The sequence below is a fragment of the Dickeya parazeae Ech586 genome (genome assembly GCF_000025065.1).
Taxonomy (GTDB): domain Bacteria; phylum Pseudomonadota; class Gammaproteobacteria; order Enterobacterales; family Enterobacteriaceae; genus Dickeya; species Dickeya zeae.
In genome coordinates, this window is the sequence record NC_013592.1 from 4429226 (window position 1) to 4451190 (window position 21965).

Below are 21965 nucleotides of genomic sequence, written 5' to 3' on the forward strand. Positions count from 1 at the left end.
TCGGCTCCTTAACGCTGCCGTGAGTGGCTGAGCTTTTTCTCCAACTGAGATTGCAGCCAGGAGTAGACCACGATGAGCATCCAGTAAATCAGCCCCACCACCAGGAAGGTTTCGAAGAAACGCAGCGACTCGGCGGCGATCATCTTGCCTTCGGCAAACAGCTCAGACACACCGAGCGCAAAGGCTACCGAGGTATCTTTAATCAATGAAATAAAAGTGTTGCCGGTCGCTGGCAGCGCATTGAGCATCGCTTGCGGCAGCACAATACGACGGTAAATCTGTACTTTATTCATTCCCACCGACAGACCGGCTTCGGTTTGGCCGAAATCCACCGACGCCAGCGCCGCCCGGAAAATTTCCGCCATGTACGCGGAGTTCTTCAGGCTGAACCCGATAATGGCCGCCGTCATGGCTGATAAACCATTCAGTGATGGAAACAGCTGTGGCAGGCCGAAATAGATAATGAACAGCTGAACTAACGACGGGATGCCGCGAAACAGCGAAATATAGAACTCCACCAGTTTCGAGACCACCACAAAGCGGCTCTCACGAACCAGTGCCAGCACCAGTCCCAACACGATGGCAACCAGCATCGACACCACCGCCAGTAGCAGCGTGGTGGGCAAGTACATCAGTACCTGGGGAAATACCTTCAACAGGTAGGAAAGATCGATATTCATGAGCCATACCATTACAGCAAACGCCAGCCCGCAATCGAACTGGCGTCGCAGAAGTTGAGTGAGCTAGCGAGGTTATTTGCCCGCCGTGATGTCCTCACCGAAGTATTTAACCGACAGGGCTTTCAGGCGGCCGTCATTGCGCATTTTGGTCAGTTCGTCATCGAACTTCTTACGCAGTTCGTCACCGTTCTGATCTTTATGGAACGGGAAGCCAACCTGCTCGACCACCAGCGGCTCACCCACCATCTTGAACGGCAGGTTACGCTTGTTGATTTCCGCCAGCAGGATCGGACGGGAGTTGATGTAACCCTCAACACGCTTGGCCAGCGCATCGCTCATCGCGCCATCGCGGGTTTCATAGGTGCGAATCGTCACACTGCCGTCGGCAAAGGCTTTTTTCAGGTTGTTGACGTGATTGGAGCCCAGTACGCCCGCTACGGTTTTCCCTTTCAGGTCATCCAGTGTATTGATGTTGGTATTGTCTTTGTGCGTGACAATCTGGCTACCGTAGTAGCTATAAGGCGTGGAGAAGTTGTATTTATCCTGACGAGCCGGGGTAATCGCCACCACGTTAGCGATCGTGTCCAGCTTATTCGCTTCCAGTTGCCCCATCAGGCCGCTGAAATCCGCCGTCACCCACTCCACTTTGTAGTTCAGATCTTTAGCGATGGTTTCCGCAACTTCTACGTCAAACCCGACCAGCTTGTTGTCCTGCTTGAAGGAGCTCGGATAACTCTGCCCGGTGGCACCGATACGCAACACTTTTTCGTTACTGTTCTGAGAATCGCAACCCGCTACCAGAATAGCGGCCGACAAGGCCAAAACAGGGAGGATAATTTTTTTCATTGTCATTGGATAACGCCTCTTAGGAGTGTTTCTTTTCCCAGTGGTGATAAAGGTCCTGATCCAGGACTTTTCGCATATAAATCGTGAGGTGTCCTTTCCCTAAATCCGCCTGGCCGACTTCCTGAAAGCCATACTTCCGGTACATTTCCAGCAACCAAGGGTGCTGCTTAGCGGTACCCAGCGTCACGGCAGGCGCCTTTAACTGATCTTTCAACACCGCCTGTTCCAGCCAATCCAGCATCTGTTTGCCCAGTCCTTGCTGTTTGAAGTCAGGGTGGGTAGCGAACCAGCCGATATGTGGCAACCCGTAAGGACCAGGATTTGGCCCCCACGGATAGCGAAGGGTGACGGATGCCGCCAGACGACCGTCTTTTTCCAGCACGTACACACCGTTGCTGCACAGATGGCGGCGCACCATGTCGATGTCCGCATAGGCGGCGTCAAACTTGATGCCCAGCTCACGCACCGGTGCATAGGCGGCCAACGCCAGCGCCAGAAATGCTTCATCATCGGCAAGCGTCGCCTGACGAAATACGGTACTCATGGCACCTCCCGTCATTCGGCCAGCAAGCCGGTGTTATCCGCGTACCGGATCACCTCATCCACTTTCTGCGGGGCGCTGCCCACATAATTCGCCGGATCCAGCCAGATATCGATCGTCTCGGCCGTCAGGTGCTGCGACAGTACCGGGTGTTCCAGCAGTAACGCTTTAAATTCACGGTTCTGCTCAAATGCCGCCATAGAGCACTCGTAAACCAGATGATGGGCCGTCTGTTTACCGAGCAGTTTGCCGATTTCAAACATCACCTTTTCCGAGAGCAGCAGGCCGTTTTGCAAATCCAGATTGGCACGCATCTGTTTTTCATTCACCGACATACCACGCAGGATACCGAGCGCGTTTTGCAACTGCGCCGACAGGTAGATGTTGATTTCCGGCAGGGCTATCCACTCCGCACGCCAGCTCATGGCATCGCGCTCGTGTTCCACTTTCATTGACTCGTGGATCAGCGCCGCACTCTTAAACAGTGGTGCAGTCAGGCTGGCCAGCCCTTCCAGCGCCGCCGGATTGCGTTTGTGCGGCATGGTGGTAGAACCGATCTTCCCTTCGGAGAAAGGCTCTTCGATTTCGTTGATTTCGGTACGCATCAGGTTATACAGCTCGTTGCCGATTTTACCGAGCGTACCGCTGATCAGTACCGCCACCGACGCATATTCCGAGAAACGGTCGCGGGCAGACTGCCAGCCAATATTGGGGGTATTCAGGCCCAGACGGGCAAGAGTATGACGCTCAATTTCCGGCCCCAACTCGCCAAAAGAGGCGTAGGTACCGATGGCACCGTTAATGTTGCCGACCAGTACCCGATCGCGAATTTCATTCAGGCGCTGCAAGTGACGGACAAACTCGTCCAGCCATACCGCCAGCTTAAAGCCGAAAGTGGTTGGCATGGCCTGCATGCCGTGGGTACGGCCGGTCATCAAGGTATGCTGGTGTTTCTTCGCCAGCCGTTTCAGTTCAATCGCCACCAGACGGGTATCGCGCACCACGATGTCGAATGCCTGACGCAATTGCAGCACGGTGGCGGTATCCACGATGTCCTGTGTGGTCACGCCGTAATGAATGTATTCGCCAGCCTCGCCGCACTGCTTTTGAATAGCCGTGATCGTCGGCATCAGGGAGTGCTTCATACGCACCGCATCCTGGGCTATTTCTTCAATATTCAGGGAGCTGGCGTCAGCGTGGGCAGCAATGGTGTCGGCCGCATCCTGCGGAATGACACCCAGCTCGCCCTCTGCCAGTGCCAACGCAATTTCCACGTCAACCTGGCGGGTCAGACGGTTTTGCTCTGACCATACGGCGCGCATTTCTGGTGTGCCAAAGTTATTTCCAATAAGAAGAAAATCAATCAGATGTGATGCCATAACTCACTCGTTTACATTGTAATAATGGGGGAAAGAGAGGCGGGTCGAGACGACGCTGTTATTTGTCTGTGACTATATCACTGGCGATATTCGCGCCTATATACGTGATCGATCTAACATATTCTTTATTGTTTTATGATTTCTCTGGTGATTATTTTCTTCGCAATGAAAAGATCGGCGAGATGGGTAGCGAATGGATAGCAGAACGGGCGCGCGTTATGACATAACGATTTTTCAGCGCGCTTTATTGATGGGTTTTGAAACCTGGGCATGACACCCGCACAAATACACCAGGAGGGTGATTGTGTGGGGGATGGTGACCAAAACAACGACAAAAACAGCTACGACGCAAAATAGAACCATGCGGTCGTAATCAAGCCATCGTTCACTTCAAACACGGCGATACTTTCGAGCGCATCAGGACCGAGGCCGTAAATCTTTTCATGATCAAAAACCTGATTACCCAGCACGGTACGAGAGACCAGCTCAGCACGCAGCGCGGGATTATTAAAACGATGCTCGCGATAAAACGCCTCCAGTGCCGCCTTCCCTACCATAGAGGGATGTTCAGACGGCATACGATACGCCTGGAAATGCTCATGGAAACAAGCAGAAAAAGCCGCCAAATCATGGGCGTTATAAGCAGCGAACTGTTTCTCAACCGGTGCGACAACTGACATACTCAACTCCATTTAAATGCAAATTTAATGAATAAAAATTCACATAAAGAAATACAGCAGTCAGGTATAAAAAGCAAATCAGACGCGGTACTGCGTCGCAAGCACCGCGTGCCGAATCGCCTCTGGTGCGAGCGAAAATGGCAGTAACACGGCACTGTCTTTGGGGAATTTAAATGTTTCAGACAACGTCTCTGCCAGTTCGGCATAGCGTGCCTCCGCTACCGGCAAATGCGCAGGAGCATCATAACGCTGTAAGTGTGCCAGCAAATCGGGTTCAACCGAGCCGTCACCACGCGCCAGCAGGGACTGTACACGTAATCCGAATCCTACCTTCTCGCCGTGTAGCCAGCCATGCAGCTCAGGAACGTGTGTCATGCGATTATGAATCGCGTGGGCTACGCCAGGTGATGGTGAATCATCACGCATACTGTTAGCCAGACCTGCCAAGGCAATATTGGCATCGATCACCTTTTGTAATGCCCGCGTGACACGCTGCTCTGCATTGTCATGCAAAGCCTGTTCGCCCCACTGTACAAAGGTGTCTTTCGCCAGCGCCGCGGCCTGTATTTTAAGGTTCAACGCCAGATTATCGCTATTTTTCGCCAAATAGGGTTGAAATTCGTACCATTTGGCAAGAGCATCCACGATCCCAGCCTTCAGGTAGCGCACATCGCTACGGGCAATCACATCGCTGTCCACCAGCACCATTTGGGGCATACGCTGTAATACCAGTGTTCCCTGATGCCTGCCCTGCTCATCATACAAAATACTGATAGGAGACCAGGCAGCGCAGGTGGCAGCAATCGTCGGCAACGTCGCAACCTGACCGTTGTCCAACCCATCAGCAACCGCTTTGGCGCAGTCCATTACTCGGCCACCACCAACCCCCAACACAAAATGAACACCTTGTTGAGCAATTTGATGCCGATGGTATGCGATAGCATCGCGCGTGCATTCACCTTCCAACAGATGCACAACACATTGTACGTCGGCCTTCGTCAAACTCTCGGACAGCGAACTTCGCACGGCATCCCAGGCTCGCGGGCTGGTTAATACAGCGATGCGATGCGAAAACGGCGCAATGAGCTCACCAATGCGTGACAGTAAACCTGACTGATGGTGATAGACCCCGGGGGATTTTATGGCAAACACAGTAATTCCTTGATGTCCCTATGCTGTACCAACCCATACGCACAGCTTGCAGGACATAATAGTAAAATGTTGTCTGCACGGTGTAACCGCTCAAATGATGATAAGATATAACGTGATGGTATAAATTTCCCTTTATTTTGAATGATATAGTATTCCCCACAACCAACGATTCATCACCTCTGTTACTCCTTATCCCGCTTTTTTCGTCTGTCATGCCCCCCAGAGTTGATGAGTACGTTGCGACATATACCGCTATCAGACCTGATCCAAACCAGGAATATTCATACAGGAATTCATAATGAGAACCCGACTGACTCGCTACCTCAGCGCCGCGCTATTCCCTGCCATTGCAGCCGTGATGTTGAACGGCTGTGATAACAACACGAGTACACAGACACAGAACAACGTGCTACGTGTAGGTACCACAGGTCAAAGTTATCCGGGTTCTTATAAAGAGAACGGCACGTTAGTGGGTTATGATGTGGAAGTGGCAGAAACCATCGCTCACAAACTGGGTTATCAGATAGCCTGGACCACCGCTGATTTCAGCGGATTGATGGGCCAGTTGGAAGCAGGAAAACTGGATACGGTCGCCAATAATTTTGTGAAAACAACCGAGCGCCAGAAAAAGTACGACTTCACCAACACGTATCTCAACTATGCATCGCAAATCGTCACCAGCATTAACAACAAAGACATTCAATCTCTGGACGACCTTAAAGGTAAAACGGTGTCTGGCGTGCTGGGGTCTACCCATGTCACCAATCTGCGCAACGCGTTCCCCAATAATGACGTCACCATTCGCACCTACGAAACTCGCGATGGTGCGATGAGTGATGTTATCAATAACCGTGTTCAGGGCTACGTCAACTCACGCCCTATCCTGCTGGCAGAAATTAACAAACGTCACTTGCCGTTAAAACTGGTTGGTAACCCCATCTCCAACGAACAAGTCTCCTTCCCGTTTGCCAAGACACCGGAAGGCAATAAATTACTGGCGGAATTTAACCAACAGCTGCAGGAACTGCGTCAGAATGGTCAGCTAAAAGTGCTGGCAGAGAAATATTTCGGTAGCGATAAGGTGCTGGAAAGCAGTAAAGCGGAATAAGTGACTTATCACCTCGACCACGACGTTTTTATAGCATTCTCAGTGTTAAAAGCAAAAAAAACGGCAGTCCGTCTGGACTGCCGCTTCTTCAGAATAGGATGGTCGGCGAGAGAGGATTCGAACCTCCGACCCACTGGTCCCAAACCAGTTGCGCTACCAAGCTGCGCTACTCGCCGATCATGGTCTAACACGGTACTGCTATTTTCGTTTGTGTGGTGCGAAGAGAGGGACTTGAACCCTCACGTCCTAAGGACACTAACACCTGAAGCTAGCGCGTCTACCAATTCCGCCACCTTCGCGCGTCACAAACTTAAAATTTGGGGTGGCTAATGGGACTCGAACCCACGACAACTGGAATCACAATCCAGGGCTCTACCAACTGAGCTATAGCCACCATATACCACTGCTTTACTACGTATTCCGGTACTCGATTTACGGGGTAATAAGTACCTCCGCAGCTCCCGCGCCCAATCTAATGGCGCGCCCGACAGGATTCGAACCTGAGACCTCTGCCTCCGGAGGGCAGCGCTCTATCCAGCTGAGCTACGGGCGCGTAGCGCCGTTGCGGGTGGGGATAGTACGGATTTAATAGGGGGCTGTCCAGTGCTTTTTTCACAGAAATGATGCGTTTGCTTATGCTTTGCTCATTTACGGTCAAAACCCGGTTCAATCCACCGTCACCACCCGCAGCTCGCTGCGATTACTCCTCTTGTGCCTGCATTTGCGGCTGTTTTTTACCCAGCCCCAACACAACGTACAGCACACTGACCGCCGCCAGGAAAATACCGCCGACCACCAGCGACATTCGCGTGTCTTCGTTAACGTACATCCCAACCAGCACACAGAGAAGGAATGCCATCGTCAGGTAATTCACCCACGGGAACAAAATAGACTTAAACGGGTGACCAGCGATCGCCGCCTGATGCTGCTGACGGAAACGCAACTGGCTAATCAGCACCACAAACCAAGGGATCATACCCGGCAGTACGCTGGCGCTATAGACATACACGAACACTTTTTCCGGGTTAGGGATAATGTAATTCAGCGCAGACCCTGCCACCAGACACAGAATCGACACCAGCACCCCAACAGCAGGCACACCGCCTGCGGTTACCCGCCCTAACGCCGCCGGTAGCTGACGGTTGTTAGACAGCGAATACAGCATACGCCCACAGCTATACATACCGCTGTTGCAACCAGACAACGCCGCGGTCAGCACCACAAAGTTGATAATTCCCGCTGCAGCGGTAATGCCGATTTTGGCGAAGGTCAGCACAAACGGGCTACCGGACGTGCCGATTTCATTCCACGGGAAAATCGTGACGATCACGAAAATGGCACCGACATAGAAAATCAGGATACGCCACAGGATGTTATTGATAGCCCGTTTCAGCGTCACCTGCGGGTTACGCGCTTCACCAGCGGTAATCCCGACCAGTTCGACCCCCTGATAGGACGCCACCACCAGACAGAGCGCAAACAGCACGCCTTTCCAGCCGCCAGCCAGGAAGCCGCCGTGTTCGGTCAAATTAGTCAATCCGATAGACTGGCCGTGGTTGCCGATCCCAAAGAAAATAATCCCGACACCCACCACAATCATCACCACAATGGTGGTTATCTTGATCATCGAGAACCAGAACTCGAGCTCACCATACAGCCGCACCGCCGCCAGATTCGCGGCTGCCACCAGCGCCACTGCGCCGATCGCGGGTATCCACTGCGGTAACGTCGGGAACCAGTACTGCACGTAGACGCCGATGGCAGTAATTTCTGAAATCCCCACCGCCATCCACATAAACCAGTATCCCCAGGCCGTGAGATAGCCGAAAAACGGACTCAGGTAATTATGCGCATAAACCGCAAACGAACCGGTTACCGGTTCCAGAAACAACATCTCGCCCATCGAGCGCATGATGAAGAATACAAACACGCCCGCCACGATATAGGCCAACAGCACGGACGGCCCAGCCCATTTCAGGGCGCTTGCCGCCCCCATGAACAATCCCACACCGATGGTACCACCCAGCGCGATAAGCTCGATATGTCGCGCTTCCAGCCCACGGTGGAGCTTGTCCTGTTTTTCTGTATTTGCCATATAACCTCTGTCTTCAATAGATCCTTTTTACGCCGGTATCAAAAGCGTTATTGTTTTATACCCGTCATGCTTTAAAGGGGATACCGACACGCTCCCGGCAAGGCATGACAGCCTCCCGACCGGAAAAACGGCCGAGAAGATACCGCAATGCAAACCGGATTCCTACCTTTCCTGTACCCAGACATGATGAAATAAACAGCGCGGCCAGACCTTGATCGCAACGATAAAGCTGGGAAAAAAGTGGGATGACTCACAGAAAACGCCAGACTGATACCGCGACAAGCCGCGTCTACAGTCTACCGCTGATATGCCAGGCCAGATAGCGCAACAGCTTGAGCTGACGGCGAAAGCGGCTGGGCTGCGTCAATAAACGATACAACCACTCCACCCCATGGCGTTGCCACACCAACGGGGCGCGTTTGACCAGACCGGTAAACACATCATAAGTGCCGCCGACGCCCATATAGAGGGCCGTGGGGTATAACCGGCGGCAATCGCGTATCAGTAATTCCTGGCGAGGAGAACCTAGCGCTACGGTCACCAACTGTGCGCCACTATCACGCACTCGCTCCAGTACTGCCTGTCGCTGCTGTGGCGCAAAATAGCCATCCTGCGTACCCACAATGTTAACCTGCCACTGCTCGCGCAACTTGCGCTCGGTTGCAGCCAGCACCGACGGCTTCCCTCCCAGCAAAAACACCGGCGTTCCCAACTCCCCGGCACGCTGCATCAGCGCCTCCCAGAGATCGGCACCAGCGATACGTTCCACCTGCGCCCCCGGATACTTGCGGCGAATAGAACGCACCACGCTGATACCATCAGCATAGTTACAATGCCCTTCCTGCAACATCAGTTCACGCAATGCCGCCTCACGATCCGCCGCCAGTACCTTCTCGGCATTGATGGCAATCAGCGTGCCTGCCTGCGGCGAACCACCCGCAAACAGTATCGAGACACACTGCGCCTTATCCCGAAACCCATGCACCGGGATGCCGCGAATAACGTATTGCGGCACATCATTCATTCCACTTCTCCTCAAAACTGGGGCGATTCACCACCACACCGGCACGCAGCAGCAGCCAATACAGCAACTTAGCAACGAATAAACAGGCCGCGAAAATCAGGCAGAAAAACACCAACCGCGAGACAAACGCATCAACCCCCTCACGCACCAGCACAATCAGATTAAACACTGCACCAAAACAAAATGCCTGCGATACGGCGGACAGATAGCGATTTTCGGCCTGTCTGCCGTAATGGTAAAGACGGTCAAATCCCTTGATGAGCAGCCCGATGGCGACAGCACCTGGCGGGATCAGCAGCGGCCCTCCCATGATCAATAATGAGCCGAGCAGCGTCGGTGATATCGCCAGACCGGCATGGTAATTCAGCACTTCCCAGGTGAAATAGTTGGCACTGTTTAACACCAGTGCCGGTCGCTCCGCCCACAACCAGGTGGGAATAAAAACATAAAAATCCCGCACGATGGGTGCCAGCCCCTGCAAGGTAATCTCGTCGAGGTGCTGCCACAATGTGGCCAGATTTTCCCAGGGTGAGAAGGTGTCACGCGTCAGATATAAGAAGGTGTAAAACGCCTCGTCACCGTGCACATCCAGTCCGTAGCGTTTCAGTGCCAGCCAAAACATCGCCACTATCCCGCTACCGCCTGCGGCTATCAGCATCCACAGCGTAATCCAGCCACGTTGCAGGCCGATAAACAAAAACAGGGCGAAGGCAATAATGATATTGGCGCGGGTTCCCCCCACCAGCAGGTAGGTCAACCCGCCAAATGCCACCGTCGCCAGCAGAAAAATCAGCCAGGCGCGTCGGGTCTGGTGCAGGAAATACCACATCAGCATGGCGGGAATAAAAAAATAGAAGAAGCGTTTCAGGGCGACGCCGATAACATCGTGCGAGAAAATCTGGCTATACGAACTGAGCTTGAACAGCAGCAGGCCATTGTTGGCAAAGAACACCGCGGCGGTCGATAACGCGACCAGCGCCAGCAGCCCACCGGTCAGCTCCACCTCCAGACGTGTCATGGTTAACGCCAGAGGACGAGATACCGGTGAGGCAGGCCACAGCCGGGTTTTATAACTGACATAATAAATGGCATAAAACGCTGTAGCGGACAGTTGCGCCTGCAATAAATTCAGCGGTGACGCCGTTTCCACACCGAAGCGAAACGCCAGCACGGCCGTCAACGGAAAGCCAAAATAGAACGTCAGTAAGTACAGCAGTGAAAACAACACATTGAAGTTAAAGCGCCAACGGCGGAACTCTCGCCCACAGAGCCAGAGCACCATGCCGCCGCCTCCCAGCCAGACCAGCCACAACCCGAAAAACGCCCACTCAGTCATGGCTGTCCCCCGCGGCTAACGCCAGCGCCTGTCGCCACCCTTGTTCATAGCCAGGGCTGAAGAATGCAATCTGGCGGGTATCCACCCGTTTTAGCTGTTCGCGCGCCTCGCGCACGCGGGCCTCGCTCAGTGGTTCATCATCCAGCAATACCGGCAGGCGCTGCTCGGCTAAATCCTGCCGAAATGGATTATGGCGGCTGATAACGAACGGCACCCCCAGTTGGATGAGCAAACACAGGGTGCCGATCCCCTGCTGACGATGAAACAGAAAGTAGCCCAGACTGCAGGTTTTCAGTAGCGCCAGATACTCATCAAACGCCATTGATTCACGCAGCACCCGGCAACGGTCGGCACCGAACAGCGCCACCCCATGCTGTTCGACCTGCTCAATCCAGCGATGATTTCCGGCCGGATACCCCATCGGTACTATCACTCGCACCTGCGAGCCAAACTGACGATGAATAGCATCAAGCGCCGCCAGATGACGGTTACTGCGATCACCAGAATTACCGACCAGAATGGTCAGCGGCGTACCCGGCATTTTCTCATTCGACCCCATAACCTGTTGACCCATCCGGGTGGGGAAATAGAGTAGCGATGTCGGCACCGCCGGATAACGCTGCCGGAAATAGTCGCTATCACCGCGCGTGGCGAACACCCGAGCGACCCGCCGTTGCGCCAGCCGCCGCAGGCGGTAAAACCAGCGATAACGCCAGCCTTGAGCCTCTTCATACACATCCGCTCCCCAGATATGCCAGTAGGCTTGCACTGGGCGGATAGCGCCGAACAGCAACGCCAGCCACACCCAAGGGTTAAACTGGCCGTGAAAAAAGAAACGGACGGAGCTATCTGCCCGCGCCTGCGCTACCACCGCTCGCGCCAGCGCTTTCTGGCTGGAAAACCGAGTGACATGCAACATGGGGTAATCAGACTCAGAGAACGCCTTCGCCGACACCACCATAAATCGCCGGGTCTGATACAACGGCAACGACGGCGCGAGCGTATCATTAAAGAAACGTAGCACCGTGTGGTTATGGTGGGGAATATCCGCCCCCAGAACATGAATAAGTGTGGTCATGCTCGCCTGCAATACCGCATGAAAACGCCGCAACACAACAAAAAATAGAACGCATAAGTTGCCAGATACGCCTGTGCCGCTCCCAGTGCGCCGTGCAATGGAATCAGCCAGCGGGCAAATCCGGTCAACAACAAAAACTGACTAAGTTCAGCCAGCACATAAAACCGCAGCGACGCTCTGGCCACCACCAGATACCCAAAGACGTAAGCACCCACTTTCAAAACATCGCCCGCCAGTTGCCATGCAAACAGGCTACGCATGGTCGAAAACGCCCCGGAGAACAGGATGTGAATCGCCACATCACGCATCAGCCAGATAACCACCGCCACGAGCGCCGCAACCGGCAGCACAAATCGCAAGGTACGAAGAATCTCATGCTGGACGGCATGTTTATCCTGCAAACGCACCAGCGTCGGCAGCAGATAAACGCTAAAAGACGCGGTAATAAACTGCAGCCAGGCATCGGAAATGGTCGTCATCCCCTGCCATAGCCCGACCTCCTGCCAGGTGTAATGGGCGGCCAGCAGGTTTCGCATCATCACATAGCCTACCGGCATCGTCACCGCGGTTATCAACGTCATTAAGCTAAACCGGGTTAACTGACCAGCCAGCGGCCACGACCAGCATGGAGTAAGTGCCCGCAAACGTAATGGCGTGCGCCGAAATAGCAGCAGCAACGCGGGTAAACAGGCTAATGCCGGTACCAACGCCAGCCCGACCAACGCCCCGGCATAGGCCCCCAGCCAGAAACTTATACCGTAGGCGACCACGCCCAGCAGGCTACCCGCTATCACAACCAGCGCATTGCCTTGCGCATCCTGATACCCTTTCAGTATCGCCAGTAGCAGGCTGGCCAGCGCGATCCCCAGTTGCAGACAAGCCAGTGCACGAATGACCGGCTGGTAGGCGTCATCACCAAACAGCAGGCGCGATAATGGCGCAGACAGCAACCACAGCGACAACGCCAGCAACAATGAGAACCCCATCGACAGCGATACCGCCGTTCCCAGCAGCGGGCTGGAGCGGTCACGCTCAGGCGGCGCGGCAGCCACCGCACGGGTAACGCCGTTGACAATCCCCGCGCCCGCTATCACCCCCAGCACGGTAATCAACTGCCGGTAGTTACCGGCAAGCCCGACACCTTCCGGGCCAAATGCCACCGCCAGCAGTTTGATAATCACCAGCCCTGTGCCGATTTTGACCAGCGTGGAAGCCGCCGTCCACAGCGATGCTCGTGCCAGTGACATCAGGAAAAGAAACTCAGCGCGGCATGGATAACAATGTGCTGATCAGCATCAGACAAGTTGTAGAACAGCGGCAAACGCACCAGCCGTTCGCTTTCCCGCGTCGTATGCCGATCGTCACCGACAAAGCGGCCAAACTGACGCCCTGCCGGGCTGGAGTGCAACGGAATGTAATGGAATACCGCCAGGATATCAGCAGCTTTCATATAACTGATAAACGCCGAACGCTCCGCTTCATCCCGCAGGCGCAGGAAAAACAGGTGGCCATTGTGGCGGCACTCTGGCGGGATCACCGGCAATGTCACACGACCGGATACCGCCAGCGGCGCGAACGCATGGGCATAGCGTTGCCATAACAACACACGCCGCTCATGGATGCGCTGTGCTGCCTCCAACTGCCCCCACAGGTACGCCGCCTGAATCTCCGCCATCAGATAGCTGGAGCCGATATCGCGCCAGGTGTACTTATCCGCCTGACCACGAAAGAATTGGCTGCGGTTGGTGCCTTTCTCACGGATGATCTCGGCACGTGCCGACAGTTCAGGATCATTAATCAGCGTCGCCCCGCCTTCACCACCAGCGGTGTAATTCTTGGTTTCATGAAAACTAAAGCAACCGATATGGCCGATGGACCCCAGCGGCCGGTCCTGATAACGCGACATCATCCCCTGCGCGGCATCCTCTACCACAAACAATCCATACCGCTGCGCCAGTGCCATGATAGCGTTCATGTCGCAACCGACCCCCGCGTAATGCACCACAACGATAGCGCGAGTCTTCGCTGTGATCGCCGCTTCAAGGCCGTTTTCATCCAGATTGAGGGTATCCGGTCGGATATCGACAAACACAATGGTCGCGCCGCGCAACACAAACGCATTGGCGGTGGAAACGAAGGTATAGCTCGGCATGATGACTTCATCGCCGGGCTGGATATTCAGCAATAACGCCGCCATTTCCAGCGACGCGGTACAAGAAGGCGTCAACAGAACCTTGTCACTACCGGAGTAGTCTTCCAGCCACTGCTGACAACGGTGGGTAAACGCGCCGTCGCCACTGAGCTTGCCGCTGCGCATCGCCGCCTGCATATACTCCAGTTCCGATCCCACTACCGGGGGGGCGTTAAAAGGGATCATCTCATCACCCGCGGGGCCGTCATCAGCAGAACCTTCATCGATAAAACCAGTAAGCGGTGCTCTCCACCCGAGCGCCGCTGCGCAGATAGAGCCGTAATGCCGCCAGATTGCTGGTTTGGGTCGCCACCGTCAACCGGCGAATGCCGCGCTGCTGGCACCAGACCCGCGCGACCTGCATCAACCGCTGACCAATCCCCTGGCCAGTCATCCCCGGCCAGGCGGATAACACGCCGATACGCGCCGCGTTCGGTGATGTCTGGCGTAACGTCACAAATCCCTGTAACGATCCGCCCTGAGGCCCCAAGACCAGACAAGCATCATCAAAGGTGCCATAGACCGCCTTCTCCACCCAACGGGCGTAAAACCGCCCGCAATCATCCGGTCGATACCACGGCGATCGGAACCGGCTCAGCACAAAACTTTTCGCCGCCGCCGCCCGCAACGCCGGGATATCGCCGACGTCAGCATCGCGCACCCCCACGGCAAACACCGCACGGGCGGCAGGGACGACTGGCATACTGAAATCCACCTCGCCTTCCGCCAGCCGAAATCCCAGTTCTGACAAGGCATCAGCCGTCGCCAAATCACCTGCTGCCAGTTTCGCCTGGCATAGCTCATAGCGATCGAGATCAGCGGGCGCTAACGGCGATGCAATGTCGGTGAAACTTAAGCGCCCGCAGATACGTTGGAAAAACTCACTTTCCCAAACCAGCGGTTCAATTTCAGCACAAACAGGCATAGGCCACTCCGGTTAACGCAGAATCAACAGAGGCCACCAACGCCGCTTTACCGCCAGACGCCTTTGGTGTCCACCACCCAACGTTGCGCTACCTGCTCAGGGGCAATCGCCCTGAACTGCCGGTGATCAACCAGTAACACCAGCATATCCGCTTCCTTTAGCGCGCGATCGCTATCCACCAGCGCCGCTTTTCCCTGTAAACCCGGCGGTAACTGCCGGATATAAGGCTCGACCACCCAGGTTGGACCGACATGCCATTGTGCAATCTGCTCCGCAATCGCCAGTGCGGGGCTCTCGCGAAGGTCCTCCACATCCGGCTTAAACGCCAGCCCCAGACAGGCGATGCACAGATCTCGGGCCGATTTCCCTCCCTGAACCAGCGCATCCGCCACCCTGATTTTGACCTGATCCACCACCCAACGCGGTTTGTCGTCATTCACTTCACGCGCGGTACGAATCAGGCGAGCCAGCTGTGGGTGCTGCGCCACGATAAACCAAGGGTCAACCGCGATACAGTGGCCGCCGACGCCCGGCCCCGGCTGCAAAATAGTGACCCGCGGGTGACGGTTGGCCAGTCGGATCAGCTCCCAGACATTGATCTGCTGCTCAGCACAAATCCGCGATAACTCATTGGCAAAGGCAATATTTACATCCCGAAAGCTGTTTTCCGTCAGTTTGCACATCTCTGCGGTACGGGAGTCCGTCATCACACATTCCCCCTCAAGGAAAAGGCGATACAGCTCGCTGGCCCGTGCCGAGCAACGCGGCGTCATACCACCAATCACCCGCTCGTGGCTGAGCAACTCTTCCATAATGCGACCGGGTAATACCCGCTCAGGGCAATAAGCAATACGGATATCCGACGCAACACCGGCCTGTTGGGGAAAGCTCAGGTCCGGACGCGCCTGCGCTAGCCACGCCGCCATCTGCTCTGTGGTGCCGACCGGCGAGGTGGATTCCAGAATCACCACATCCCCCGGCTTCAATACCGGCGCCAACGATAACGCAGCGGCTTGCACCAGCGACACATCTGGCTGATGGTCCGTTAGCGGTGTCGGCACCGCAATGATAAACGCCTGCGCCGATACCGGACGACTGCCAACCTGTAGATATCCTTGCGCTACCGCCTGTTGCAACGTCTGCGCCAGCCCCGGCTCCGCAATATGAGTATGGCCTTGCCTGACCGTCTCCACCACGTGCGGGTTCACATCCACGCCAAAAACAGACTGTTGCCGCGCCGCCAACACAGCGGCAGTCGGCAGGCCGATGTATCCCAGCCCCAGCACACAGATACGGTTAAAACTCATGCAGTCACCCGGTGTTGTTTCAAAATAGAAAGAATCCGCTGGCTGGCTAACCCATCGCCGTAAGGGTTATGGGCATAGCTCATCGCCTGATACGCAGAGGCATCCGTCAGCAGTCGGGAAACTTCACGAACAATCGTCGCGGTATCGGTTCCCACCAGCCGTACCGTACCCGCCGCCAACGCTTCCGGTCTCTCCGTGGTTTCCCGCATTACCAGTACCGGCTTTCCGAGCGAGGGCGCTTCTTCCTGAATCCCGCCCGAATCGGTCAGGATCAGCCAGGCGCGGTGCATCAAATAGACGAAGGGCAAATAGTCTTGCGGCGTTATCAGATGCACATTGTCGATATCGCCAAGAATCCGCTGGACCGGCTCCCGCACATGTGGGTTACGGTGCACCGGATACACAATCTGAATATCCGAATGATGGTGGGCAAGCGTCGCCAGCGCATGGCAAATCCGCTCCATCCCCTCACCAAAGCTCTCTCGCCGATGGCTGGTGACCAGCACTATTTTTCGCTCCGGCGTAAGAAAAGCGTACTTCTCCTGCAACTGAGTACACAACGCCGCATCATGGAGGATGCGATCCCGTACCCAGAATAATGCGTCAATCACAGAGTTCCCTGTCACCCAGATGCGTGAAGACGGCACGTGTTCGCGTCGCAGGTTCTGCCGTGCGTTAGCCGTCGGCGCAAAGTGGTAGGTCGCCAGACTGCCCGTCAGCAGGCGATTTGCCTCTTCAGGCCACGGAGAAGCCAATGTGCCGGTACGCAGTCCGGCCTCGACATGCGCGACCGGGATACGGTGATAAAACCCCGCCAGACTGGCCATCAGCGTTGTGGTGGTATCACCGTGCACCAGCATCATGTCGGGCTGAAGCTGGGTCAATACCGGCCCTAGCCCGGCGAGGATGCGAGAGGAAATCTCCACCAGCCCCTGATCCGGCTGCATAATATTGAGATCATAGTCTGGCGTAATCTCAAACAGACGCAGTACCTGATCAAGCATGTCGCGATGCTGCGCCGTCACACAGACGCGGGACTCAAAGAAGGCATCCTGAGCCATCGCCCGTATTATCGGCGCCATCTTTATCGCTTCAGGGCGAGTGCCAAAGACCGTCAAAACTTTCACTGATGATTCTCTTTATTCCGGCCTGAGTTACGGTTTGCCGACACGGTAAAACAGGGGTGACCGACCCACCTTGCTATCAACGCACTTAACATTTAATCACGCCGACGCCGCGCCAGCGCCAGCGCCAGTCCGGCCCCCATCACCAGCCCAATGCTGCCCCACATCAGCAGCAGAAGAACACGGCGTGGACTGTCGCGATGCACAGGCTCTTGCGGCGTATGCAAATAGCGGTAAGTATGAAACCTGTCTGCCAGCGCCGGGCCGCTTTCCAGCATCGCCAGTACTGCCTGACGCGGTGCGTAATCCGCATCGAATACCGGGCCATTGGCCTTCAGCATCTCCAGACGTGCCTGCAACCAGGCCGAACCTTGCAGAAATAATGCCGAATCGGACGGTGCATCGTGCTTCGGCTGTGTGATTCCCTGCTGGCGGGCGATAGCCAGTGCTTGCGTCACGCGCCGTAACTCCTGCTCATACGCCACGCGAGCAACCGCGTCCTCGCGTTGCAGCCAGGCACGCTCAGATCGGATACGCGCTTCCCAATTTCCCGCCAGGTTTTGATTCAGATGATTGACGGCACGCTGGTTGGCAAACTGCACATATTGCCGCAACAGGTTACTGGCATCTTGCGGGTTGTCAGCCGCCAGCTTAAGGGTATCGTTGGTTTTTTTAGCCTCATCGTGCGGTATAAACTGGATATCGTTGATAAGCGTATCCAGCAGAACGGCATCCGCCTTGTTGTCGCCTTTTCGACGCTCACGGTAATACGGCGACTGTAGCCAAAACTCGCGCCGGGTATCGTAGGCAGCGGCCTGCAGAGTAAACTCGGTATAGGCGTCCGCCACGATAGTACTCCCATCCGGCACCACCGCTGACGATGCATCCAGCGAGCGCAGCCACTGCTGCTGTTCAAAAAACGTCGACAACATGGCCACCGACGGTTTATCCGTTACTGCCGTCGCGCGCCACACCGGTTGAGCCAGCCAGGAATACACCAGCGCCAGCAGTGCCAGTAACGCCGCCGAGCCGACAATCCAGCCCTTACCCTGCCATAACACCCGGCAGAGCTGGCGAATATCCAGCTCATTATCCAACGATACCGCCTGGGAGGAGATTTCCGGTTTCATTGTGTTTCCCGATTCGGTTTATCAACATGTGGTTTGTCAACACTTGATTTATCAACAATAGCGATGATTGCGCCAGTAACGCTGAATGCGCCGGACAACGCGCGCCACTCGCCATGCCCGCTTAATACAGTAGCCATAGCCACCAAATACCAGTAAAAACAGCACAAACATCATGTACTCGGGAATCGCCAACCATTCACCGGTAATCCCCACGCCCGCCAGTAACGCGGCGGCCAGTGTAATCAACAGACAAGCCTGGCGGGAAGTCAATCCGGCACGCATCAGCAGATGATGGATATGCTGGCGATCCGGCGAAAACAGATTTGAGCCGTTGTGCAACCGGCGATAGACAATCGCCACCATATCCATCAGTGGAATGGCGATAACCCACAATGCCGTTACCGGCCGGATAGCACTCTCCGGCCCCTGAGACCCTTGTAGCAGTAACCAGATGGCGGTAAATCCCATCAGGGTACTACCCGCATCACCCATAAAAACCTTATAACGTCGGCCGAGGCATTCAAGATTTAACAGACTATACGGCAAGATGGCGGCAATCATGGCAAAACTCCAAAACGCCAGCGCGTTGCTGCCGTGGAGATAGAATAAAACGCCTAAGGCGACAAACAACACGCCAGACAACCCACCCAGCAAACCATCAATGCCATCCACCATGTTAAAAGCATTGATAGCCGCCCATACTACCAATAACGTCATGGGGTAACGCATCATCCCCAGTCCGATATCCCAGCTCGGCCCCAGAATATACCCCAGACGCAGCAACATCAGCCCAGCCAGCGCCATCATTATTATGGCGACAACCGCCTGTGCCGTAGCGCGGATACCAATGCTGATGTCAAAGCGATCGTCCAGTGCGCCAACCAGCACCAGTAAACCCGCACACAACAGGTAAATCGGGAAATGGGGAATCGACTCGGGAATGAAGAACGGCAACAGGCAGACACCGGCGTAGACAGAAATTCCGCCAACCAGTGGCACCGCGCCATGATGGCGTTTACGGTGGTTTGGTCTATCAACCAGACCGGTTTTTCTCGCTACATGACGCGCCAGCAGCAGGGAAAAGAAAGAGCACAGGAATACGGCGACTAATTGAGCACTCATCATGATTCATTCACGCTTATCAGTGCCTGATGATACTACTGCGAATTATGCCAACCGAGGCTAATTTACCAAATTTTTCAGAAAGTTCCTGCACGTTCACGTAACAAAACATGATGCGCTCTGCCCGCATTAGCACCACAGGATTGAAAACATGCCAGACTGGCCGAACAGGCAGAAACAAAAAACGCCACAGATTCGTGGCGTTTTGTTTGATGGCATAACCCGTTACAGGGAAAACCTGTTACGACCGTTTCATCATATCGAAGAATTCGTCGTTGGTTTTGGTCATCGCCAGTTTGTTGATCAGGAACTCCATCGCGTCGATTTCCCCCATCGGGTGGATAATCTTGCGCAGAATCCACATCTTCTGCAGCTCTTCAGATGTGGTCAACAATTCTTCCTTACGGGTACCGGAGCGGTTGTAATCAATCGCCGGGAACACACGTTTCTCAGCAATCTTACGAGACAGGTGCAGTTCCATGTTACCGGTGCCCTTGAACTCTTCGTAAATCACTTCGTCCATCTTCGAGCCGGTGTCGATCAGCGCGGTAGCGATGATGGTCAGGCTGCCGCCCTCTTCAACGTTACGAGCCGCACCGAAGAAACGCTTCGGACGATGCAGGGCGTTAGCGTCCACACCACCGGTCAGGACTTTACCGGATGCCGGTACCACAGTGTTGTAGGCACGAGCCAGACGGGTGATGGAGTCCAGCAGGATAATCACGTCTTTCTTATGCTCAACCAGACGCTTGGCTTTCTCGATCACCATTTCGGCGACCTGAACGTGGCGAGAGGCCGGTTCGTCGAACGTCGACGCCACCACTTCCCCTTTCACCAGACGCTGCATTTCCGTCACTTCTTCCGGACGTTCGTCAATCAGCAGCACCATCAGCACGCAATCCGGGTGGTTGTAAGCGATGCTCTGGGCAATGTTTTGCAGCAACATGGTTTTACCGGCTTTCGGCGGCGCAACAATCAAACCACGCTGTCCACGACCGATCGGGGAGGCCAGATCCAGCACACGGGCGGTCAGGTCTTCGGTAGAACCGTTACCACGCTCCATACGCAGACGTGAATTAGCGTGCAACGGCGTCAGGTTCTCAAACAGGATCTTGCTGCGGGCATTTTCCGGCTTGTCGTAGTTGACTTCATTGACCTTCAACAGCGCGAAATAGCGTTCACCCTCTTTCGGGGGACGAATCTTACCGGAAATGGTGTCGCCAGTGCGGAGGTTGAAGCGTCGGATTTGGCTGGGGGAAACGTAGATATCATCAGGGCCGGCGAGGTAGGAACTGTCTGCTGAGCGGAGGAAACCAAAACCATCCTGCAATATTTCCAGTACGCCATCGCCAAAGATATCTTCACCACTTTTCGCGTGCTGCTTGAGGATAGCGAAAATAATATCCTGTTTACGCATGCGAGCCAGATTCTCCAGCCCCATATTTTCGCCAAGAGTAATTAACTCAGACACTGGCGTATTTTTTAATTCGGTAAGATTCATAATGGTGGGTTCTTAAACTCGGGGTAAATCTCGAACTATTAACGTGAATGGTATGGCAGGAACATCCATGCCGCTTAACAGCCTTCAATCACCAGACACTGTGTTGCTCAGGCTTAACCGCACTGACGCTATGCACACGCATGGCAAGAGGTCGAAGACACCGTAAAACTAATTAATGTAAAACTATCAGATTGCCAGACTGGACACTAACATGATGAAAATTAATGATTTCCAAACCTGACATGGGATAAAACTTTAGATTCTAACTTCAGGCTCAAGCCTAACGGCTTAAACTAAGGTAAGTACGATATGCAGTATTGACGAATCTAGCACGCTTCCCGGTGGGCGTCCAGCGGTCATAATGAGAAAATCTCATTACCCGCTGTCGCCCAGGAAAGCCAGTATGACGGATTACAGATTGGCGTTCAGGAACTCTTTCAGTTGCCCTTTGGACAACGCACCGACTTTGGTCGCGGCCACTTCGCCGTTTTTAAACAGCAGCAGCGTCGGGATACCACGAATACCGTATTTCGGTGCGGTAGCCGGGTTGTCATCGATGTTGAGCTTGGCGATGGTCAGCTTACCTTCATACTCATCGGCGATCTCATCCAGAATCGGAGCAATCATTTTACAAGGACCACACCAGTCAGCCCAGAAATCAACCAGTGTCACATGTTCAGACTGCAGTACGTCTGTCTCGAAGCTGTCGTCCGTCAGATGAATAATTTTATCGCTCATGTTTTACT

20 protein-coding genes and 4 tRNA genes are annotated in these 21965 nt (G+C 54.6%); 1 reads left to right on the forward strand and 23 read right to left on the reverse strand.

Annotated features, from left to right (window positions below; all coding sequences use genetic code 11):
* Positions 1-8: 8 nt before the first annotated feature.
* From DD586_RS19310 to DD586_RS19335, 6 genes are all read right to left on the reverse strand, one after another.
* Entirely contained in the window at positions 9-680 is a 672-nt protein-coding gene (locus DD586_RS19310) for an amino acid ABC transporter permease (protein WP_019845855.1), read from the reverse strand.
* A 72-nt stretch (positions 681-752) separates the two neighbouring features.
* Positions 753-1532: an amino acid ABC transporter substrate-binding protein gene (locus tag DD586_RS19315; protein ID WP_012886484.1), complete on the reverse strand. Its 780-nt coding sequence runs from the start codon at positions 1530-1532 to the stop codon at positions 753-755.
* 13 nt (positions 1533-1545) lie between these two features.
* Positions 1546-2070 carry a GNAT family N-acetyltransferase gene (locus tag DD586_RS19320; protein ID WP_012886485.1) on the reverse strand — a complete coding sequence of 175 codons (525 nt, stop codon included), beginning with the start codon at positions 2068-2070 and terminating at the stop codon, positions 1546-1548.
* Between the two features lie 11 nt (positions 2071-2081).
* Positions 2082-3446: an adenylosuccinate lyase gene (purB, locus tag DD586_RS19325; RefSeq protein WP_012886486.1), complete on the reverse strand. Its 1365-nt coding sequence runs from the start codon at positions 3444-3446 to the stop codon at positions 2082-2084.
* A 341-nt stretch (positions 3447-3787) separates the two neighbouring features.
* Positions 3788-4126 (reverse strand): nuclear transport factor 2 family protein, encoded by a 339-nt coding sequence (locus DD586_RS19330; protein WP_012886487.1) that lies wholly within the window; start codon positions 4124-4126, stop codon positions 3788-3790.
* Between the two features lie 78 nt (positions 4127-4204).
* Positions 4205-5278, reverse strand: a complete 1074-nt coding sequence (locus DD586_RS19335) for an iron-containing alcohol dehydrogenase family protein (RefSeq protein ID WP_012886488.1) — start codon at positions 5276-5278, stop codon at positions 4205-4207.
* A 298-nt stretch (positions 5279-5576) separates the two neighbouring features.
* On the opposite strand from DD586_RS19335, the gene DD586_RS19340 reads away from it, so the two are divergent.
* Positions 5577-6386 carry an amino acid ABC transporter substrate-binding protein gene (locus tag DD586_RS19340; RefSeq protein WP_012886489.1) on the forward strand — a complete coding sequence of 270 codons (810 nt, stop codon included), beginning with the start codon at positions 5577-5579 and terminating at the stop codon, positions 6384-6386.
* A 99-nt stretch (positions 6387-6485) separates the two neighbouring features.
* Here the strand turns inward: DD586_RS19340 and DD586_RS19345 are convergent.
* The 17 genes from DD586_RS19345 to trxA all read right to left on the reverse strand — a co-directional run bounded on the left by DD586_RS19345 (position 6486) and on the right by trxA (position 21957).
* Positions 6486-6562 (reverse strand) — tRNA-Pro (locus DD586_RS19345).
* A gap of 37 nt (positions 6563-6599) precedes the next feature.
* Positions 6600-6685: transfer RNA gene (locus DD586_RS19350), tRNA-Leu, on the reverse strand.
* A 19-nt stretch (positions 6686-6704) separates the two neighbouring features.
* Positions 6705-6780: transfer RNA gene (locus DD586_RS19355), tRNA-His, on the reverse strand.
* A gap of 82 nt (positions 6781-6862) precedes the next feature.
* Positions 6863-6939 (reverse strand) — tRNA-Arg (locus tag DD586_RS19360).
* A gap of 147 nt (positions 6940-7086) precedes the next feature.
* Positions 7087-8481 carry a bifunctional threonine/serine APC transporter ThrP gene (thrP, locus tag DD586_RS19365; protein WP_012886490.1) on the reverse strand — a complete coding sequence of 465 codons (1395 nt, stop codon included), beginning with the start codon at positions 8479-8481 and terminating at the stop codon, positions 7087-7089.
* Positions 8482-8770: 289 nt separating this feature from the next.
* Positions 8771-9505, reverse strand: a complete 735-nt coding sequence (gene wecG, locus DD586_RS19370; protein WP_012886491.1) for a lipopolysaccharide N-acetylmannosaminouronosyltransferase — start codon at positions 9503-9505, stop codon at positions 8771-8773.
* Entirely contained in the window at positions 9498-10841 is a 1344-nt protein-coding gene (gene wzyE / locus DD586_RS19375) for an ECA oligosaccharide polymerase (RefSeq protein ID WP_012886492.1), read from the reverse strand. The genes wecG and wzyE overlap by 8 nt, the downstream gene beginning before the upstream one ends.
* Positions 10834-11919, reverse strand: a complete 1086-nt coding sequence (locus DD586_RS19380; protein ID WP_012886493.1) for a TDP-N-acetylfucosamine:lipid II N-acetylfucosaminyltransferase — start codon at positions 11917-11919, stop codon at positions 10834-10836. The genes wzyE and DD586_RS19380 overlap by 8 nt, the downstream gene beginning before the upstream one ends.
* Positions 11916-13166: a lipid III flippase WzxE gene (wzxE, locus tag DD586_RS19385; RefSeq protein ID WP_012886494.1), complete on the reverse strand. Its 1251-nt coding sequence runs from the start codon at positions 13164-13166 to the stop codon at positions 11916-11918. Before wzxE ends, DD586_RS19380 begins: the two co-directional genes overlap by 4 nt.
* Complete coding sequence (gene rffA / locus DD586_RS19390) at positions 13166-14296, reverse strand: dTDP-4-amino-4,6-dideoxygalactose transaminase (protein ID WP_012886495.1); 1131 nt, start codon at positions 14294-14296, stop codon at positions 13166-13168. Before rffA ends, wzxE begins: the two co-directional genes overlap by 1 nt.
* 34 nt (positions 14297-14330) lie before the next feature.
* Positions 14331-15035, reverse strand: coding sequence for a dTDP-4-amino-4,6-dideoxy-D-galactose acyltransferase (gene rffC, locus DD586_RS19395; protein WP_012886496.1), 705 nt, complete (start codon positions 15033-15035; stop codon positions 14331-14333).
* 47 nt (positions 15036-15082) lie between these two features.
* A complete protein-coding gene (gene wecC, locus DD586_RS19400) occupies positions 15083-16342 on the reverse strand; it encodes a UDP-N-acetyl-D-mannosamine dehydrogenase (RefSeq protein ID WP_012886497.1) in 1260 nt (419 codons plus the stop codon).
* Positions 16339-17469, reverse strand: a complete 1131-nt coding sequence (gene wecB, locus DD586_RS19405) for a non-hydrolyzing UDP-N-acetylglucosamine 2-epimerase (RefSeq protein WP_012886498.1) — start codon at positions 17467-17469, stop codon at positions 16339-16341. The genes wecC and wecB overlap by 4 nt, the downstream gene beginning before the upstream one ends.
* A 92-nt stretch (positions 17470-17561) precedes the next feature.
* On the reverse strand, positions 17562-18596 hold the full coding sequence (gene wzzE / locus DD586_RS19410) for an ECA polysaccharide chain length modulation protein (RefSeq protein ID WP_012886499.1): 1035 nt from the start codon (positions 18594-18596) through the stop codon (positions 17562-17564).
* Between the two features lie 51 nt (positions 18597-18647).
* Positions 18648-19718: a UDP-N-acetylglucosamine--undecaprenyl-phosphate N-acetylglucosaminephosphotransferase gene (wecA, locus tag DD586_RS19415; protein WP_041164667.1), complete on the reverse strand. Its 1071-nt coding sequence runs from the start codon at positions 19716-19718 to the stop codon at positions 18648-18650.
* Between the two features lie 241 nt (positions 19719-19959).
* Positions 19960-21219: a transcription termination factor Rho gene (gene rho / locus DD586_RS19420; RefSeq protein ID WP_012886501.1), complete on the reverse strand. Its 1260-nt coding sequence runs from the start codon at positions 21217-21219 to the stop codon at positions 19960-19962.
* Positions 21220-21630: 411 nt separating this feature from the next.
* Complete coding sequence (gene trxA / locus DD586_RS19425) at positions 21631-21957, reverse strand: thioredoxin TrxA (RefSeq protein ID WP_012886502.1); 327 nt, start codon at positions 21955-21957, stop codon at positions 21631-21633.
* Positions 21958-21965: the final 8 nt, after the last annotated feature.

Bases quoted from the DNA above. Each gene is read 5' to 3' on its own strand.
- DD586_RS19310 (WP_019845855.1), bottom strand. From the start codon at position 680: ATGAATATCGATCTTTCCTACCTGTTGAAGGTATTTCCCCAGGTACTG.
- DD586_RS19315 (WP_012886484.1), bottom strand. From the start codon at position 1,532: ATGACAATGAAAAAAATTATCCTCCCTGTTTTGGCCTTGTCGGCCGCT.
- DD586_RS19320 (WP_012886485.1), bottom strand. From the start codon at position 2,070: ATGAGTACCGTATTTCGTCAGGCGACGCTTGCCGATGATGAAGCATTT.
- purB (WP_012886486.1), bottom strand. From the start codon at position 3,446: ATGGCATCACATCTGATTGATTTTCTTCTTATTGGAAATAACTTTGGC.
- DD586_RS19330 (WP_012886487.1), bottom strand. From the start codon at position 4,126: ATGTCAGTTGTCGCACCGGTTGAGAAACAGTTCGCTGCTTATAACGCC.
- DD586_RS19340 (WP_012886489.1), top strand. From the start codon at position 5,577: ATGAGAACCCGACTGACTCGCTACCTCAGCGCCGCGCTATTCCCTGCC.
- thrP (WP_012886490.1), bottom strand. From the start codon at position 8,481: ATGGCAAATACAGAAAAACAGGACAAGCTCCACCGTGGGCTGGAAGCG.
- wecG (WP_012886491.1), bottom strand. From the start codon at position 9,505: ATGAATGATGTGCCGCAATACGTTATTCGCGGCATCCCGGTGCATGGG.
- wzyE (WP_012886492.1), bottom strand. From the start codon at position 10,841: ATGACTGAGTGGGCGTTTTTCGGGTTGTGGCTGGTCTGGCTGGGAGGC.
- DD586_RS19380 (WP_012886493.1), bottom strand. From the start codon at position 11,919: ATGACCACACTTATTCATGTTCTGGGGGCGGATATTCCCCACCATAAC.
- wzxE (WP_012886494.1), bottom strand. From the start codon at position 13,166: ATGTCACTGGCACGAGCATCGCTGTGGACGGCGGCTTCCACGCTGGTC.
- rffA (WP_012886495.1), bottom strand. From the start codon at position 14,296: ATGATCCCTTTTAACGCCCCCCCGGTAGTGGGATCGGAACTGGAGTAT.
- rffC (WP_012886496.1), bottom strand. From the start codon at position 15,035: ATGCCTGTTTGTGCTGAAATTGAACCGCTGGTTTGGGAAAGTGAGTTT.
- wecC (WP_012886497.1), bottom strand. From the start codon at position 16,342: ATGAGTTTTAACCGTATCTGTGTGCTGGGGCTGGGATACATCGGCCTG.
- wzzE (WP_012886499.1), bottom strand. From the start codon at position 18,596: ATGAAACCGGAAATCTCCTCCCAGGCGGTATCGTTGGATAATGAGCTG.
- wecA (WP_041164667.1), bottom strand. From the start codon at position 19,718: ATGAGTGCTCAATTAGTCGCCGTATTCCTGTGCTCTTTCTTTTCCCTG.
- rho (WP_012886501.1), bottom strand. From the start codon at position 21,219: ATGAATCTTACCGAATTAAAAAATACGCCAGTGTCTGAGTTAATTACT.
- trxA (WP_012886502.1), bottom strand. From the start codon at position 21,957: ATGAGCGATAAAATTATTCATCTGACGGACGACAGCTTCGAGACAGAC.